This window comes from Vibrio lentus (genome assembly GCF_030409755.1).
Lineage (GTDB): Bacteria > Pseudomonadota > Gammaproteobacteria > Enterobacterales > Vibrionaceae > Vibrio > Vibrio lentus.
The window spans coordinates 1,499,441-1,515,814 of sequence record NZ_JAUFQE010000001.1 but is presented as its reverse complement, the minus strand read 5'-3'; the positions used below and the strand labels follow the sequence as shown (position 1 = coordinate 1,515,814).

The window sequence follows — 16,374 nt, the reverse complement described above, 5'->3', positions numbered from 1 at the left end:
TATCCTCCGCCTTTCCTATGGGTAATTTATAAATTATTTGGAGTTCAGGTGGTAAGAAATCCATACAAACTAATGAGTGTTTCACTCGTTTCCACAATGCTCATGGCTTGTGGTGGAGCAGAGTCAGATCCGAAGCTCAAGCAGTCACAGACTCAACCAAATTCTCAGAATATTTCGGGCATAGCTTTGGATGGTTATTTACACAATGCGAAGGTTTGTTTAGACAAAAATAGCAATGCCATGTGTGACTCTGCTGATGGGGAAATTGCCACTACGGACGCCGAAGGACGATTTCAGTTAGACGTCGACAATGATGTCGCCCAATACCCAATATTGGTTGAAGCGGTTGCCGGTATAACCATCGATATGGATTCACCAAATCAGCCTATTGAATCCGGATTTACGTTAGAAGTGCCGAGTAACAATTCGAACGTGATCAGCCCCATGACATCTCTTATTGCGAGTGTAGCGAAAACCAGTGGAATCAGTTTTGATGAAGCAACTCAGCTTGTGGCCAGCGACTTAGGCATAGATAAACAACTGGCTGTTGGTGATTATTCCGCATCAAACTCAGCGATAAGCCGTGAAGTACACATGTTTGCACGCGGTGTTACTCGCGTACTTCAGGAAGCACAAATGGCCTCTGTTGATGCAGGTGTCGACCAAATCAATGCTCGAAAAGGCTCTATGTACAAGCTGGCAGAGCTTGATTTAGCAGAATTTAAAGCCAAGACCGATTTGCTGTCTCATGGCGCATCAGGAACCGATAGCGCATTGAAGCAACTTGGTAAGGAGTACCGAGATCAACTCAAAGTTTCCCATGAAGACATCGATGGCAATGAAATCATCACTAGACCGCCGGCTCCTAAACATGGTCAGGTCAATGATGCCTCAGACACCTTCGACTGGCAGTTTGTACGTGGCTTCAACCACAACACAGATTACGAATATTCGCTAGATTCAGGGAATACTTGGACAACAGTAATTCGTAAGCCGATTGCTGTAGGGAAACTGGCGTTCGACAAAGGAGCCGTTCAAGTTCGAGTTGCCGCGTCTAACGTTCGTAATACTCCAGCCGGAAAACCAATGCTTTCAGACAAGGCGTTTACGCTAACGACAGTGCCTGCTGCTCCAGCTTGGATTACGGTGAATAACGCGATCAACCAATTTGATTGGGCATTTGTCGACTCGTTTAATGAACTAGGTTTATATGAATATTCATTAGATAACGGCTCAAATTGGATAAAAGCGACTGAAAAGCCTCAAAACATTCAAGACCTAGATATTCCAGTTGGGCACTTAAAAGTTCGTGTAGCCAAAGATGACTTGCTAGGTCACCCAACGGGATTAAGTTCAGCATCAGAACAATCGATGACGGTAACCCCAAACCAACCAGCAAAGCCGGTATTGGAATTTGCTAAAGACAACACCAATCAGATCTATTGGCTCTGGGTAGCTGGATACAACGATCCATCTTTCTACGAGATTAATCTAGGTAATGGTTGGCAGGACGTAACTGCACTGCCGTATCTTGTTGGCAATGTTTCACTTCCTGTAAACACGATTTCGGTTCGCGTTAAGTCAAATGCACTGGATGCCCGCCCTGCGGGAGTTCCTTTGGTTATCAGCTCTGCATTCACTCGCTCAGAAAATCAACCTAAAGCACCAACCTCACCGATTGTTGACGATGCAGAAAACACATTCGCATGGACGAACGTTGAAGGATTCACGGGGAGTGACTCCTACGAATACTCTCTCGATAGAGGCATTACTTTTACCCCTGTAACTAGCAACCCACAAGCTATCCCTGATGAGATATTTTCCAAGGGGCAAGTCTGTGTGCGAGTAAAAGCAGAATCGGATCCTCTACATGATCCTGGCGAAGCGCTGTGTTCAGACAAGGGCTACTCTGTTACTCCTAATATGCCTACCGCGCCGACATCACCAGTCTCTCACGATGGGGTAGACACATTTGATTGGTCATTCGTTACCGGGTTTTCAGAGGTAACAGATTACGAGATCAATGCACTTAACGCCGGTTGGACAGTGGTTGCTACAAAACCATATCAGCTAAACGACCAAGTTTACGCTATCGATTCAATCCAAGTACGCGTTAAACGAGATCCGATTACGGGTCGTCCTAGTGGTTTAGAGTTGACGAATGATGTGGCGTTTACTGTTCGTCCGTCAGCACCAAGCGCCCCGACGGGTCTGGTGGTTAACGACGCAGACAACACGCTCGATTGGACATACTTCGGTGAATTCACTCAGCCCGAGCACTTTGAAGTCACACTCGACTCCGGCTCAACTTGGACAAAAGTAACCGCTAAGCCTGTAGTCATTGGCAATGTAGACAAGAACATCGCTGAAGTGCAATTACGAGTAAGGCAGAACCCAACTAATGGTATGCCTCATGGCACATCAGCATTAACAACAGAAGCCTTTACTAAGGTGTTTGAAATACCCGCGCCAACCTCGCCTGAAATTGTGAATACATTCACTGCTAGTAACCCAATCAATACCAACGGATTTCAATGGGATTACTTAACCGCCAACGTTGAGGGTCAATCGGTTCGTTTTGACCAAGCCGAATACTATGAGTTCACCAATGACAAAGGCCTCACTTGGCATCCTGTTGTATCAAAACCTCAATTTATTGGCCCAGAAGGGTACGACAAAACCAATGTCGGTGTTCGATTAAAAAGAAATGCGAAACAAGGTGTCTCAAACTCAATCAGCGACACCCTTTGGGCTACAGGTGCTAGTAGTCGCTTCACTGCATTAAAATTCGTACCGATGAAAACCCGTTCGCTGGTCGCTGATTTTAATTACGGTGGCTCATGGAACACCTACTCCCTAAAGTGTATTGCTGAATACGATGACAAAGGACAAGGGGAACCGACGTTTTGGGCGGAACGATTCGAATCAGATATCGATACTGTATTCGATAAGATCGCACAAGTAGACGACTGTGGTATCGCGGGTTGGGATCTTCCAGAGAGCAGTGAAGCCATCACGCTATCACAGCGAGACCCAGCAACACTGCCATCAAACTTAAGAGGCTACTTAATATCGAACCAATCTAGAAATACGTTAGCAGATAAAAATGGCGTCGTTGTTACCATAAATAAAGGTCAAGAGCCTGTTGTGCTAGAGGGCAGCAAATTCGCATACCCTAAGTGGCAATTACCGCCTGGAGCGCAGCTAGTTAGTCACATTGATGCTTCAACAACTGCTGTTGAAACCCTACTCAATACACAAAGTTCAATAGTAAAGGCGGCTGAGGCTTACCTAACAACATGGTTAGCAAACAATCAGAAAAAAGCGCAAAGCTACGCGACTTTAGAAACCCAAGCACAAGCTAAAGCTGTTGAACTGGCGGCCTTTACTAAACCATGGTTTAACGAACTGAGTGCAGTGAGCACGAAACTCACCATTTACGAGTTACAGGTATCGGTTGCTCAAAGCCGCACTGATACGGAGAGCCTTGAGTTCATTACCAAAGTAAAATCTTACAAAGAAAAAGCAGCCAAACTACAGCAAAACTCGAACGGGTTAAATGCACTGGTAGAAGGCGCTAAGTTTGCTCAAAAAATGGCGTTCATCCAAAAAAAATCGGTGATGCTAACCGATGCCGCAAGCGCAATAGGATCAGCTTCATTGGCTTCAGAGCTGCATCAAGCAAGTTTGGACCTCTACAATGCAATTTCAGTATTAGAGAGCCAATATGAGCAAGTCGCTGACTTTATTACTCAACTGAATACAGCGACCAACGGAATTGGCTCTGAGTTTGATTCGCTCATCGCTCTATATCAAACACTTGTCAAAGAGATGAGCACAACAGCCACACTCCACGATCTCGCTCAATCTAAGGTGTTAGCAAAAGATGGACTAAAACAAGCAGCAGACAATGGGTTTAGTGTTTCTCAAGCCAACGCAATGGTAAGTAACCGCTTTGCCAAGTTGGATGAACTAGGAAACTACCTACCAAGTGATACTAGCTATCAACAAGGTTGGCGTTGTGTTGAAGACACGAAAATTTCAGGAAAACGTCGAATATGGGCACTGCTTAAAGACGGCCTACCAAATAGCGCAGATGATCTTGCCTATGATGGTTCAGCGACCGGATACGCGAGTATTCTAGGCAGCAATGAGTTACTCGCTAACTCGAATAACAACAAACTGTGTGGTTTTAGTGACTGGGAAGTGCCGCACTTAGCGCAGTTATTGTCGATTAACACCAAAGCTGTCGAAGGTTCAAGTTCGAAAATGACCTTGGATACAGACGTATTTCCAAATTACTTGGGACTAAAGCCAGAATACGACAAATCTTATTTCGATGGTGGAACCACGTTTTATTACTGGTCTAGTGCAGCAAGCGGTGATCAACAATACATCACAAGTTACGACACTAAGGAAAGTAGACAAACTCTAGCTAAAGCTCATACCGATGGTTCTGAAGACAAAGTCGTCTTAGCTCGATTATTCAGAGAAAAGTCTGCTAATTATCAGTATCTAAATGCGCAAGGGACGGTAGTAACCAATCGACAAAATGCAGTGTGTGCTCAAAACACAGACAGCAACTTGGTTTGGCAACTCTTCTCTCGAGGTGACAGTAGCCGTTTCAAGAAATACGTAGATATTGCCCCTCTTATCACAGCACAAAAAACCAAGAGTATTTGCGGAAAAGCCAATTGGCGTTACCCGACAAAAACTGAACTGTATAGCTTATTGCCACTTAATAACGAAGTGTTTGAGTTCAACGAAGCAACTGGTGGTAGCTATAACTACTACATCACCAGCGATGCTACCGACTCACAATATAACCGTTTCGTCGGTTTGAACATGAATACGATGGTGGAAACGCAAGTCTTGATAGAGACCCATTCACCAGCTTATCTATATCGATTAGTTGCAGACTAACGACACCTTTATTAATTATCACAGCAGCCTCGGCTGAGGCTGCTTTCATCTAGGAAATAACAACATGTTGAACAAGAAAAAGCAGCGCGGCGCGGCCGCTATCGAATACGCAATCCTCGCAGCAGCAATGTCAGTGGTTTTACTCAGTTTTGTTGGCGGTGAGAACGGTGAGCTAACAACAGCTATCAGTGACGCCTACGGTACTGTAGTCGAAAAACTAAAAGACGCACAACAAGCCTCAGAGTAAGCCCGTTTATTGCAAATTAAAGGAATAGTTATGACTGCCAAGCGACTCATGTTGCTGTCGTTATTTTGCTCGGTGCTCGGAATATCCGTTTTACTGTTGAGCCAAACCAATAGCGAGTCTGCGACCACCTCTTCTAAACAAGCCGTTAAGCAAACTATCAAAGTGCTGGTTCCAACTCGCACTATCGAGATAGGCCAAACCTACACGCCAAACTCGTTTCGATGGAAAGAAGTTCCACAGCAAGAGTTAGAGAACTACATCGACCACGTGACACCGGAAGATATTTCTGCCGACCACACGATGTCAGGGCTTGCACGTACCAAACTCGTCAAAGACTCAATATTGTCGAAAGCCGACATTACCGAACCCGAAGGTGGCTACTCGCTCTCATTGAAGTTGCAACCGGGCTATCGCGCGATTTCAGTCCCTGTCGATCAAGTCACGTCTAATTCAGGCTTCATTGAGCCGGGCGACAGAGTGGATATTCTCCTACTCGGTTCACAAGATGGAGAGCTACTTCGTTATGGCAATTCATCTCAAGGATTGTACGTTACAACGATAGTTCATGACACAAGAGTCTTGGCATTTAATAACAAGCAAACGGCAGAGTCTTATCAAAAGGCTCGAGAATCTAATGGTTTCGAAGATGGTGTCCCTGACGACAGCAGTGTCTCTTTAGAGGTAACTCCCGAACAAGCAAACCAAGTGGTACTTGCGAAACAATTAGGAAAGTTAACGCTTGTATTGCGTGGGCAAAACGAGGCTCAAAATCAACCTCAACACGCAAATGCCGTGACGCTGAAAGTCATTTCTCCGGACACAACTCAGGTATTACCTGACGTGGGATTAGTGGAATTTAGAGCCGACAATAAAACGGTTAAAACTAATACTGGAGCTGATAACAATGGCTAATATCTGTCGTTGGTGGGGTGTTCTCCTGCTCTCAAGCCTATGTGTCTCTTTTGCATCTGCAGCATCAACATTTGATGTCACGATCAATGAGGCAAGAATGATTCACTTACCCGAAAAAGCGAAATCCATTTTCATCTCGAGCACCCATATCGCTGATTACCAAACCTTGACCAATACCAAGGTGATGATATTCGGTAAGCGAGCGGGCAGCGCTACGATCACCGTTTTGAATGAACAAGAACGCGTGATTTATACCAACAAAATTCGCGTGACACACAACAGCCGCGAGTTCAATGAACTGGTTAAAAACAAGTTCCCAGAAGCGTCAGTCAACGCGGAATCTCTGGGCGGAAAACTCTGGCTTAAAGGACGCGTTCCCTCTCCGATGATGGCACACAATATCGTGTCGCTCGCGAAAGGCTACTTATCCCCGATTGTCGGTTCTACCGAACAACAAGAGAGCTCGAATTCACAGGGAAACAGTAACAACAGCGGTAATTCAACCAATCAAAATCAGCAGACTCAACCTAATGATGATGAGCTGATCAATCAATTGGTTGTCACCATGCCAAATCAAGTCAACATTCGTGTAAAAATCGCTGAAGTCTCAAGAAATGTATCCAATAAGTTGGGAATAAAATGGGGCTCAATCGCTGGCGGTGTGGGGCAATTTTCGTTTTCAAAGCTGCCTAATGTCAGTAGTTGGGGCAAGCCGAGCATTACTGCTCTGATTGATGCGCTAGCAACCAACGGCATGATGTCTGTGCTTGCTGAACCTAACTTGACCGCAATGTCAGGTGAAGATGCTGAGTTTTTGGTGGGTGGACAAGTGCCGCTACCACTGATTACAGCTGACACCACTCAGATTGAATACAAGGATTTCGGTGTGAAACTGAACTTCACCCCAACCGTGCTCAGCCAAAACCGTATCAGCTTAAAAGTGAACCCCGAGGTCAGTAACGTCTCAATCGAGAGCCAACAAGTGATACACGGAACTAACTTCCCTTCTTTTACCACTCGTAGCGCCTCCACCACCATTGAATTGGCGAGTGGGCAGAGCTTCGCTTTAGGCGGGTTATTGAAATCGGAAGACATTGAACAGCTACAAAAAGTACCGCTTATCGGTGAAATACCGGTTCTCGGTAGCCTATTCCGCTCGACTGAATTCACTCGTAGAGAAACAGAGCTGATCATCATTGTAACGGCTTACCTAGTTCAACCTACTCGTTCGGACTCAATGCCACTCCCAACCGATGGCTTAATCCCGTTGAGCGATGTTGAACGTTTACTGGCATGGCCACGGATTCAACAAAAAACATCAAACAATAAAGCGAGTTACACCGACAACCAGAAGCCTCGCTTACTGGGTGACAACGGGTTCTACTACTGAGGACATCATGAACAAATTATCCTTATTACTACCCGCTCTCATTGCGCTTGCGGGTTGCGCGCCAACGCCTACAACCCAACAACCTTCTGTGGATGTGGTGTCCGTGACAAACAAACTGACTTTAACGCTGTCGGGCAAAACGTTATCGGCTCAAGAGAAAGATAACATCTCTGATTTTATTGCTCGTCGAGGCACGCTATCCAACTTAATGGTCAAGATTGAAAATACGACTCAGAAAGGAGAAAGCCAAAGCGAAAAAGTTAGGCTTCACCTGATCGAGTCAGGGCTCTACCCTTCTCAAATTTCAGTATCGAATCCATCGGTACAAGGTAAAGGTGATCTCACGATTTTTGTTGAATCTTATCGTGCCAAAGTAACGGCATGTGACGCGGGTAAAACACCAAGAACTACACTCAACGCTTATCGTACTCAGCGCAATTTTGGCTGTGCGAATGCCAATGCACTGGCGCAAATGGTCGCAAATCCAAAAGACCTGATTGTTGGTCAGCCCATCGACAGTGCACAAGGACAAAAAGCGGTGTCTAGCATCGATAACTACTTTGCGCCACCAGCACAAAACCAACAGACAAACTCTGGTTCTTCGAATACCACGCTAGGAGGTTCGCAATGAATCAAGTACATAACTTAACGGTACTGATCGCGGCATCGGAGCAACTCGATACATTAGCGCTCACATACACACTGAATGATTTCGGTATCAACAACATCACGACCTCTTCGAATCAAGAAGATGACGTGGTGAGACAGGTACTTAAGAACGACGTTAAAACCATCTTCCTCGATGTACTGAATAGCGAATTGCCAGAGTCGAAACAGGTTGTGCAGCGCTTAATACAACGTACTGGCTGCCAAGTTATTGCGATTGGTCATTCAGCCGAAATTTTTGCTTACCGTGGAATGCTCGCATCCGGTGCCAGTGACTACTTAGTCAACCCAGTGACACCACAAGATCTTGAACACGTAACCTTTGTTGCTTTGCAACTCAACAACGAAAAACGAAATGAAAAAATCGTTTCCATTGTCAGTTCAAAAGGTGGCTCAGGAAGCAGCACCATTATAGCGACGTTATCGCAGCAGCTTGCCGAACTCGATAAACGAGTAACTTGTATGGACCTCGATTTTTCGATGGGTGATTTGGATTTGCTACTCAATGTCGAAGGCAACACGGCGTTGGTAGAGCTTTTACAATACCCAGAAAGATTAGAACCTCTCGTATTTGAGCGCAGTGGGATCAGTGTGTCACCCGAGCACACGCTCTTTACCGGTTATCTACCTTTAGACACCACACCATTTTGGCCACAAAAGAGTGCATTCGATCAGTTTACAAAGTTCTGCCTGCAAAGTTCAGACTACTTACTGATCGACATCCCGACCTATTCATTGCGCGACCAGGTTGGCTTTGAATCGCTTAAAGGTGCCGATATCCGAATCATTGTAGTGGAGCCTACACTCAGCTCCATTCGCAATGCCGGTCAGATAATCAAACGACTTCAAAACCAAACGGCTTCACAAACCATCGTGGTGTTGAACCACTGTAAGTCCGATTCCGCATCCCTTATTTCGGTCAATGATGTGAAGAAATCACTCGGTACATCCGTAGACGTCGTGATTCCGTTTTTGCCTAACCATTTCCTGAGCAAGTCATCGCTTGGTCAGCCTGCCCATAAAGGCAATAGGAAAGTGAAGCTCGCGTTTAACTCTCTACTTGAACTAGTCACTGGTGAGCCGCAACAAGGCAGCCGCCGTTTTTGGAAGCGAGGCGCATAATGTTTGGTCAGAACACACAAGCCATAGATCCGATTGAAACGAATAGAGCTCGAACACATGAAGCCCTAACATCAACACCTTCGGTTCGTGAGCATTATCATGTGATTCATGAAGAGGTCATCAAGGCGATCGACCCATCGGTTGTAGTGAGCTTAAGTGCACCCGATCTTGAAGCTAGAATTGCCGAAATGGTATCAGATATCGTGATCTCTAAGCAGTTACCGCTTGGTCACAAAGATGTCGCTCATTCGGTGGAACAATTGCTTAATGAGTTTCTAGGATTAGGTCCACTGCAGCCCTTAATTGAAGACCAAGGCATTACCGACATCATGGTCAATGGGTACCGTGAAGTCTACGTAGAACGCTCAGGAAAATTGCAAAAAACGGCAGTTCAATTTCGCAATGAAGAACAACTTCTCAACCTAGCGCGACGCATCGTCAGCAAGGTTGGACGAAGAATCGATGAATCGAATCCATTAGTCGATGCTCGATTGGATGATGGTAGCCGTGTCAATGTGATGATCCCGCCGCTAGCGCTTGATGGAACCTATATTTCAATCCGAAAATTCAATGAGAATAAGCTAACACTCAGCAAATTGGCTCAGTTTGGCGCAATGTCGAAATCGATGGTCAAACTTATCGATATTATTGTTCGCTCACGCCTTAATGTGCTTGTTGCGGGAGGTACTGGTGCAGGTAAAACCACACTGCTCAATGCAATGTCTTTTAGCATTTCACCTCAAGAACGCATCATTACCATCGAAGACACCGCAGAACTGCGTCTACAACAACCTCATGTTGTTCGCGCAGAAACCCGCCCAGCCAATGCCGAAGGCTTAACGCCAATTACCCAACGAGAGTTGGTGCGAAATGCGTTACGTATGCGACCAGATCGCATCATCTTAGGCGAAGTTCGTGGCGATGAAGCCTTTGAAATGATGCAGGCAATGAACACCGGCCATGATGGTTCACTGTGTACATTGCATGCAAACTCGGCGACTGACGCACTCGTTCGCATGGAAAACATGTTGATGATGAGCCAAGCGACTCTGCCTCTGTTCTCATTGCGTCGCCAAATCGCAGACACCATCGATGTCGTTATACAAGTTGAAAGAATGCGTGATGGCAAAAGACGCATTGTTTCGATCACCGAGGTGCAAGGGTTAGAAGGAGAACAATACATCACTCAAGACTTGTTCAAATTCAAGCCTTTATCAGAGGATCAACAAGGCAACCTGATTGGCGAATACAAGAGTGCTAAGTGCGTACCAAGCTTCAATGAAAAAGCCAAATACCACCAACTCGATGCTCAACTAAGAATAGCGATGGAGCTTGAAGCCTGATGATCTTAGTTCTCACTGTTTTCGTTTTATTTATCGCGATCGGGTTAATCAGGTTGAGCTCAAAGCAAGCCATCGTCAATAAACGGCTGTTATTGGTAAGCGGCAGTCAACGCTCGCTTACAGCTGACGTTTCAATCAAAAAAACCAACCACCAGCGCAGCAACAAACTGCATGCTTTCTTTTTACGAATGAATGCATTGCTGCCAGTTTGGGATAAGTACTTCATTGCTTTATCAGCTATCGGTTTCCCAGCATCAGGCCACATGTTATTTCCCCAACTGGCAATGCATCATCAACTTTTCGCCGCTGTTGGACTTTGGTTTGTATGCACATCTGCCTTGGTGATGTACCGCCGAAAAATGCAGGTAGAAGAGTTCGAACAAGGCATCATCAATGTACTTGGCTTAATTTCTAGAGCTGTGGCTGCGGGGCTCTCAGTCCCACAAGCGATTGAACAAGTGTCAGAAACCCAACCAGGGCTATTAGGACGTGAGTTCTCCTATATTCGCGATAACTTAACGCTCGGTTTAAGCCTTCGCCAAAGCCTCGATGATGCATGCGTTCGCCTTCCTTACAGCAGTTTCCGCTACTTCTCGGTCGCGTTGATCCTGAATCAATCGAATGGTGGCCAACTGCGCGACATTCTTCAAAGCTTAAGCAGAACCATGCATGACAATCGAGCGATGAGAAAAAAGGTCAAGAGCTTAACCTCGGAGCCTCGTATGACAGCCCTCTTTCTTTCTATCTTACCTTTGGGGTTATTGGGTGGTATCTATTTGATGGAACCCGCCATGATAGTCCAATTGTTCAACACAGAGTCGGGACAGCGGGTACTAACCTACGCCGTCATTAGCATCAGCTCAGGCACACTCATTTTGAACGCTCTGACTCGTAACAAAAGGTTCTCATCATGATGTATGTTGCCTTGTTTCTGTTGGGATGTGCATTACTACTGATAGTTGTCGCACGCTTGTCTTCTTTCAAACGAGATGTTGTCGCTGAACGACTGACTCGCGTATCGAGCTACTCCTCTAAGTACACCACCGCTTCAAGTAAATGGCGCTTCCAAGGTGCAAAACCACGACGCCAGAAGTTAATCCTCATTGGCTGGTTGAGTCCTAATGCAGAGATCTATTTTCTTGGCTTAAGACTACTGACGATGGTGACGGGATCTATTGCTTGGTATGTCACTCCAATCCAAGTGCTTAACATGAACTCTGTGGCCGAATGTATCGCAATCGCCATTGTGGTTGGCATCCTGTTCGACCGCATTCTAGATTGGCGCGTGAACCAAGTCCGAATGCAAATTAGCCGCGTTATTCCTGATGCCGTCGATCTGATGGTGGTATGTGTCGCATCAGGCCTAACACTCGAAGCGGTATTTCGCTGTGTCGGTGAAGAGATGCGTGCGATCTCTCCTGCATTGTCACGCGAATGGCTACTCACTGCGACTGAGATATCGGTTCTTGATTCACCACAAACGGCACTTTCAAACCTAGACAAACGAGTCCAGCTTCCTGACATCAACAATATTGTGACCACCATGAATCAAGCGCTTCAATACGGCACACCTCTCGCTGAAGCGTTAAAGCTGATTGCCTCTGATAGTCGCCAATATCACTTCCTAGAGCTTGAAGAGTGGGTAGGAAAAATACCAGCTAAGATGTCGTTCCCTTTAGTGGTCTTCATCATGTTACCTGTCGTGGGCATTATTGTCGTGCCAATCATGTTATCCCTTAAACAAACTCTGGGGGGCTTATGAACAAGATCATTCTCTTGGGTTTAGCGCTGATTTTGGTTGGCTGCCAATCAACGAATAACGTTGAAAAAGAGGCCTCTGAAGACATGAAAGTCGCAGAGGTTGCACTGATGAATGGCAAACCAGAAAGTGCCATGGATCTGTACCGAAAGATGCTGGTATCGAAGCCTGATGACCCACAGTTACTATTGCTAATGGGGTCCGCCGCGAATCAAGCCAGTCGTTATGATGAGGCACTGCATTATCTAAAGCACGGTATCGAGCTCAATCAATCGAGCACGATTTACAGAGAACTTGGCCGCGCGTGGTTGGCGCTTGGTGAGCTTGAACAAGCCACATCAGCACTCGAAGAATCTGTCAGATTAGTTACAACTGATGATGTCGCCCACAACAGTTTAGGCGTGAGTTACTCGCTCAATAAGCAGTATTCAAAAGCGCGTGAATCTTACTCTCATGCCCTCAGCTTGATGCCATCCAGTAATGAGTATCGCAACAACTTAGCCATGGCTTGGATACTCGATGGTAAACCAGAGCAAGGGATTCGAATTCTGCACCCGATCTTTGTCCGAGGTGAAGCGAGCGTAAAACTGCAACTCAATCTAGCACTGGCTTATGCGCTTTCTGGAGACAGTGCGTCCGCGAAAAGTATCGCTCGTGTACATCTATCTCAACCTGAGTTCGCCAACAATAGTCTGTATTACCAAGAGCTTGCTGCTAAAACTGAGCAAGGAGAACAGTGATGCTCTCACGTCAAAAAGGTGCACAGACCGTCGAGTTTGCAATGTTGGTGGTACCGTTCCTGATACTGATCATCGGGTTCTTTGAGATCTGCCGCCTGCTGTTGGTCAACATCATCCTTGATGTAGCCGTTAATGCGGGTGTTCGTGAGGCCAAGACACGGCCGATTAGTCCTATTTCAGACCAAGTTTTTGCCGAGACTATCGCAAAGTTCCCACTGATAGATAAGAGCAAGCTCGTCTTGGATCCATCGCCGCTATACGCCGAAAACTTCTCAGATTTAGTTAATGAGAAACCGGTATCCAAAAGCAGAGCAGTGTTAGGCGAGTACAAGGTGTCTTACTCATTTTCATTTGCCTTATTACCTAATCTATCAACTCAGTTTTCTGAGTCTATCGGCAACATGACAACCTTGAAAAGAAAGGTACTGGTTAGTTATGACAACAAATAAAACACACCTAAAAAAACAAACTGGTTCAGCGGCGATTGAGTTCCCCTTTGTTGTGCTCGCACTCATGATCATTTTGTGGGGGCTTGTTGCCGTTTATCGCTTATTCAGCCTGCAGACTCAACTCGACAGCGTGACATATAACTTAGTCAACGCCGTTTCACTAACGCAACTAAAACCAGAGCAAGGCCCAAACGGATTACCTAATACGTTAAAGGATCAGCTTCTCGATCTCGCCGAACGTTATCTTCCGCAAGACATCAAGCGCAGCGATATTGGGCTGGTACTTGAAAGCCGTGTATTTGATACCACCGCTTCGAACTGGGAATACAAGCACATCCATGCCGGGATCATCTGTCAAAAGTACACACCCATCGATCAACTAGAGACACTTATCGTTGAGGGAAGCGGCGACCCTGCGTTAGTTGGAAGACCATCCACCTTGGTTCAACTCACTTTATGTGTGAATACACCGTTTGACTACAAGCGACTCGATCCTCCTAAAACACTCTCAAGTTCATCAGTCGTGATAGGAAAGCATTATGGTTAAACCAATATTCGGCAGTAATGCGCTTAAAAAACAGCAAGGCTCCATGACCATTTCATTCTTGGCGTTACTGTTTCCCGCGCTTTTCATCGCCGTTGGCACCCTGATGGTCTCGGCTCAAGTAATGGTTTCAAACCGAGCAGCGCAAGCCGCCGATTCTGCCGCATTAGCCTGTGCCTTTGCTGATACAGCCACACTCCCAATGATGCGGGCTTACCAAGAGTACTATAAGCCAACCCTAAAAGGGGTGAGTGGCTTAGAACCAGAAATCATAGGCTCAGAATGCCGTATTAGCCTAGGTTATTCATTGTCACCCTTACTGCCCAACTTCCAATATGAGAGCTATGCAAACAAGGTAACGGCGACGGGTGGTGGTTATAAAAGTGTGGTTGAAAGCAAGCAATCTTCGATTCCAACGGAGCTGGTTTTAGTACTTGATGTGTCTGGATCGATGGGTTCAAACATCCAGTCGTTGAAATCCATTTTATCCAATGCATTGAATACGATTCAATCTCAGAGCAATAACGCTAACGATTTAGATTCTGTAAGCATTTCAATCGTTCCCTTCGACTCTGGAGTCGCAGCGCAACGCCCACATTGGTTATCCAAAGAAGCGGCAGGAATCTACTGTATTGATGGGCTTAGCTATCGCAATGGCAATTTCTCTGCAGCACTGACGGTCGACAACTTAGCGACGCTGCACTCAGAACGCCCTGTGAAGTTTACACCGCCAAGTCAATGGTTAAGCGACTGTAACCAAGACTCACCAATGCTGCCATTAACCAGCGTCTTTTCTCGCGTCCGAAACTCGATAAACAGCCTAACAGCAAATGGCGGTACTCGCTCTTTTCACGGCTTGTTATGGGGAGTGAGACAACTGATCCCTAGCTGGCAACAAGCATGGGGAATCAACGTCAGCACAGTACCTGAAACCAGAAGAAAGCTAGTGCTCTTCACCGACGGTGCTGACGAAGGAGACACGTTTGACCAACTGGTTAACGCAGGGTTCTGTACTACCGCAATCAATCAATATGGCATCGAAATGAACTTCATCGGCTATGGCGTCAGCTCATCTCGAATCGCCCAGTTCGAGCGTTGTGCAGGGAGCCCATCACGTGTGTTTAGTGCCACGAATACCACCCAACTCAACGAGTATTTTTCCGACATTTTAGCCGTTGAATACTCGGCAACAATCAAACTCACTCAAGCATCTAATTAACACTTCTTAATTAGAAAAACTGAACTTTAAACACAGTTAAAAACAATGGAGAACAACATGTTTACACGAGCCTTAGCGTTATTGGCGCTATGCCTTTCTTTACCCGCATTGGCTTATCAAGAAGGCGATTCTTTATCACCAGACGTTATCGAGAAACTGCAACTTAACAACGATGAACTGACCATTATCGACTTCTTTGCAGAGTGGTGCGTCTCTTGCCGCGAAGAGCTACCGGAAGTCAATCAGCTCTACACCGAACTCAAAGGCACTGGTGTCACGTTTAAAGGCGTGGACGTTGATGAAGATGTTGAGGTTGGCTTGGCGTTTCAAAAGCAGCTCGGACTGGAATTCCCTGTTGTTAACGACCCTGAACAAGCATTAATTGCCGAGTTCAAGCCGATCGGCATGCCAGCGCTTTATTACATCTATCAAGGCAAGGTTATCAAGATTCGTTTTGGTGCCATCAACCACATTAGCGACGTCATTACTGACGACCTCACCAAGATGGGAGTGCAACTGTAATGCTAATCAAAGCCACCCTTGTTGGGCTATTCGCTATTCCAATGACTGCTAATGCGGCTCTTGAACTCGATCTTAGTGGTTTAGGAAAGAAGCCCACTGAACAGCAAACAAGTAATAGCAGCACAAATAGCGATGGTCCAATCATTGAAGAAGAGATCATCTCCAGCACCGTTTATTCAAGTGGCGGTGATTATTCAAACCCAGAAGCGAAACGTGCAACCAGACGAAACATTGAAATGGTGAAACCCAAGGCAAAGCAATTGGTTATCGAACAGAAAGCACCAGAAGTAAGCAACAAACCTTCCGCTCTGGCTTTCGTTGATGAGTTTCTTGGTATTGAACCTGTAAAGCCTTGGGAAAAAGGCACATTGGCTCAAAAAGAGATGAAACCCGGTGGCCCGGTGCCTGAATTCGACGTCTTTTCTGAAAAGGTCTTCGCTTACAAACAAGGTTCCGTCGGCGGCAGTGGTGTTGGTGGCGGTGGCTGTGGTTGTAACTAACCGCTCCATCAATGAACAAATCAGTATTTAAAAAAACA

Annotated in this window: 15 protein-coding genes; all 15 read left to right on the top strand. The window is 45.9% G+C overall.

The genetic code is table 11. The features are described from left to right. Window positions 1-72 precede the first annotated feature (72 nt). The 15 genes from QWZ07_RS06360 (at window position 73) to QWZ07_RS06290 (ending at window position 16,336) form a co-directional block, all read left to right on the top strand. Window positions 73-4,923 (top strand): Lcl C-terminal domain-containing protein, encoded by a 4,851-nt coding sequence (locus QWZ07_RS06360; protein ID WP_192852511.1) that lies wholly within the window; start codon window positions 73-75, stop codon window positions 4,921-4,923. A gap of 64 nt (window positions 4,924-4,987) precedes the next feature. Then, window positions 4,988-5,170 (top strand): Flp family type IVb pilin, encoded by a 183-nt coding sequence (locus QWZ07_RS06355; protein WP_102560008.1) that lies wholly within the window; start codon window positions 4,988-4,990, stop codon window positions 5,168-5,170. A gap of 30 nt (window positions 5,171-5,200) precedes the next feature. Next, window positions 5,201-6,082 carry a Flp pilus assembly protein CpaB gene (cpaB, locus tag QWZ07_RS06350; RefSeq protein WP_192852435.1) on the top strand — a complete coding sequence of 294 codons (882 nt, stop codon included), beginning with the start codon at window positions 5,201-5,203 and terminating at the stop codon, window positions 6,080-6,082. Further along, window positions 6,075-7,472 carry a type II and III secretion system protein family protein gene (locus QWZ07_RS06345; protein ID WP_192852434.1) on the top strand — a complete coding sequence of 466 codons (1,398 nt, stop codon included), beginning with the start codon at window positions 6,075-6,077 and terminating at the stop codon, window positions 7,470-7,472. The genes cpaB and QWZ07_RS06345 overlap by 8 nt, the downstream gene beginning before the upstream one ends. Before the next feature lie 7 nt (window positions 7,473-7,479). Further along, window positions 7,480-8,103 carry a CpaD family pilus assembly lipoprotein gene (locus tag QWZ07_RS06340; protein WP_192852433.1) on the top strand — a complete coding sequence of 208 codons (624 nt, stop codon included), beginning with the start codon at window positions 7,480-7,482 and terminating at the stop codon, window positions 8,101-8,103. Beyond that, on the top strand, window positions 8,100-9,260 hold the full coding sequence (locus QWZ07_RS06335) for a CpaE/TadZ family protein (protein WP_192852432.1): 1,161 nt from the start codon (window positions 8,100-8,102) through the stop codon (window positions 9,258-9,260). The genes QWZ07_RS06340 and QWZ07_RS06335 overlap by 4 nt, the downstream gene beginning before the upstream one ends. Continuing rightward, the gene (locus QWZ07_RS06330; protein ID WP_192852431.1) at window positions 9,260-10,603 is read left to right on the top strand and encodes a TadA family conjugal transfer-associated ATPase; all 1,344 of its coding nucleotides are present in this window, start codon (window positions 9,260-9,262) and stop codon (window positions 10,601-10,603) included. The genes QWZ07_RS06335 and QWZ07_RS06330 overlap by 1 nt, the downstream gene beginning before the upstream one ends. Then, window positions 10,603-11,517, top strand: a complete 915-nt coding sequence (locus QWZ07_RS06325) for a type II secretion system F family protein (protein WP_192852430.1) — start codon at window positions 10,603-10,605, stop codon at window positions 11,515-11,517. The genes QWZ07_RS06330 and QWZ07_RS06325 overlap by 1 nt, the downstream gene beginning before the upstream one ends. After that, window positions 11,514-12,365, top strand: coding sequence for a type II secretion system F family protein (locus tag QWZ07_RS06320; RefSeq protein WP_192852429.1), 852 nt, complete (start codon window positions 11,514-11,516; stop codon window positions 12,363-12,365). The genes QWZ07_RS06325 and QWZ07_RS06320 overlap by 4 nt, the downstream gene beginning before the upstream one ends. Further along, entirely contained in the window at window positions 12,362-13,102 is a 741-nt protein-coding gene (locus tag QWZ07_RS06315; RefSeq protein ID WP_102514024.1) for a tetratricopeptide repeat protein, read from the top strand. Before QWZ07_RS06320 ends, QWZ07_RS06315 begins: the two co-directional genes overlap by 4 nt. Continuing rightward, a complete protein-coding gene (locus tag QWZ07_RS06310) occupies window positions 13,102-13,551 on the top strand; it encodes a TadE/TadG family type IV pilus assembly protein (protein WP_192852428.1) in 450 nt (149 codons plus the stop codon). The genes QWZ07_RS06315 and QWZ07_RS06310 overlap by 1 nt, the downstream gene beginning before the upstream one ends. Next, window positions 13,538-14,098 carry a tight adherence pilus pseudopilin TadF gene (tadF, locus tag QWZ07_RS06305; protein WP_017111400.1) on the top strand — a complete coding sequence of 187 codons (561 nt, stop codon included), beginning with the start codon at window positions 13,538-13,540 and terminating at the stop codon, window positions 14,096-14,098. Before QWZ07_RS06310 ends, tadF begins: the two co-directional genes overlap by 14 nt. After that, window positions 14,091-15,314, top strand: coding sequence for a vWA domain-containing protein (locus QWZ07_RS06300; protein ID WP_192852427.1), 1,224 nt, complete (start codon window positions 14,091-14,093; stop codon window positions 15,312-15,314). Before tadF ends, QWZ07_RS06300 begins: the two co-directional genes overlap by 8 nt. 57 nt (window positions 15,315-15,371) lie before the next feature. Further along, on the top strand, window positions 15,372-15,836 hold the full coding sequence (locus QWZ07_RS06295) for a TlpA family protein disulfide reductase (protein ID WP_065105139.1): 465 nt from the start codon (window positions 15,372-15,374) through the stop codon (window positions 15,834-15,836). After that, window positions 15,836-16,336, top strand: a complete 501-nt coding sequence (locus QWZ07_RS06290) for a DUF4266 domain-containing protein (RefSeq protein ID WP_102299834.1) — start codon at window positions 15,836-15,838, stop codon at window positions 16,334-16,336. The genes QWZ07_RS06295 and QWZ07_RS06290 overlap by 1 nt, the downstream gene beginning before the upstream one ends. Window positions 16,337-16,374 lie beyond the last annotated feature (38 nt).

Coding starts and splice junctions, on each gene's coding strand:
- QWZ07_RS06300 (WP_192852427.1), top strand. CDS start 14,091: ATGGTTAAACCAATATTCGGCAGTAATGCGCTTAAAAAACAGCAAGGC.
- QWZ07_RS06335 (WP_192852432.1), top strand. CDS start 8,100: ATGAATCAAGTACATAACTTAACGGTACTGATCGCGGCATCGGAGCAA.
- tadF (WP_017111400.1), top strand. CDS start 13,538: ATGACAACAAATAAAACACACCTAAAAAAACAAACTGGTTCAGCGGCG.
- QWZ07_RS06340 (WP_192852433.1), top strand. CDS start 7,480: ATGAACAAATTATCCTTATTACTACCCGCTCTCATTGCGCTTGCGGGT.
- QWZ07_RS06345 (WP_192852434.1), top strand. CDS start 6,075: ATGGCTAATATCTGTCGTTGGTGGGGTGTTCTCCTGCTCTCAAGCCTA.
- QWZ07_RS06295 (WP_065105139.1), top strand. CDS start 15,372: ATGTTTACACGAGCCTTAGCGTTATTGGCGCTATGCCTTTCTTTACCC.
- QWZ07_RS06315 (WP_102514024.1), top strand. CDS start 12,362: ATGAACAAGATCATTCTCTTGGGTTTAGCGCTGATTTTGGTTGGCTGC.
- QWZ07_RS06290 (WP_102299834.1), top strand. CDS start 15,836: ATGCTAATCAAAGCCACCCTTGTTGGGCTATTCGCTATTCCAATGACT.
- QWZ07_RS06355 (WP_102560008.1), top strand. CDS start 4,988: ATGTTGAACAAGAAAAAGCAGCGCGGCGCGGCCGCTATCGAATACGCA.
- cpaB (WP_192852435.1), top strand. CDS start 5,201: ATGACTGCCAAGCGACTCATGTTGCTGTCGTTATTTTGCTCGGTGCTC.
- QWZ07_RS06330 (WP_192852431.1), top strand. CDS start 9,260: ATGTTTGGTCAGAACACACAAGCCATAGATCCGATTGAAACGAATAGA.
- QWZ07_RS06320 (WP_192852429.1), top strand. CDS start 11,514: ATGATGTATGTTGCCTTGTTTCTGTTGGGATGTGCATTACTACTGATA.
- QWZ07_RS06325 (WP_192852430.1), top strand. CDS start 10,603: ATGATCTTAGTTCTCACTGTTTTCGTTTTATTTATCGCGATCGGGTTA.
- QWZ07_RS06360 (WP_192852511.1), top strand. CDS start 73: ATGAGTGTTTCACTCGTTTCCACAATGCTCATGGCTTGTGGTGGAGCA.
- QWZ07_RS06310 (WP_192852428.1), top strand. CDS start 13,102: ATGCTCTCACGTCAAAAAGGTGCACAGACCGTCGAGTTTGCAATGTTG.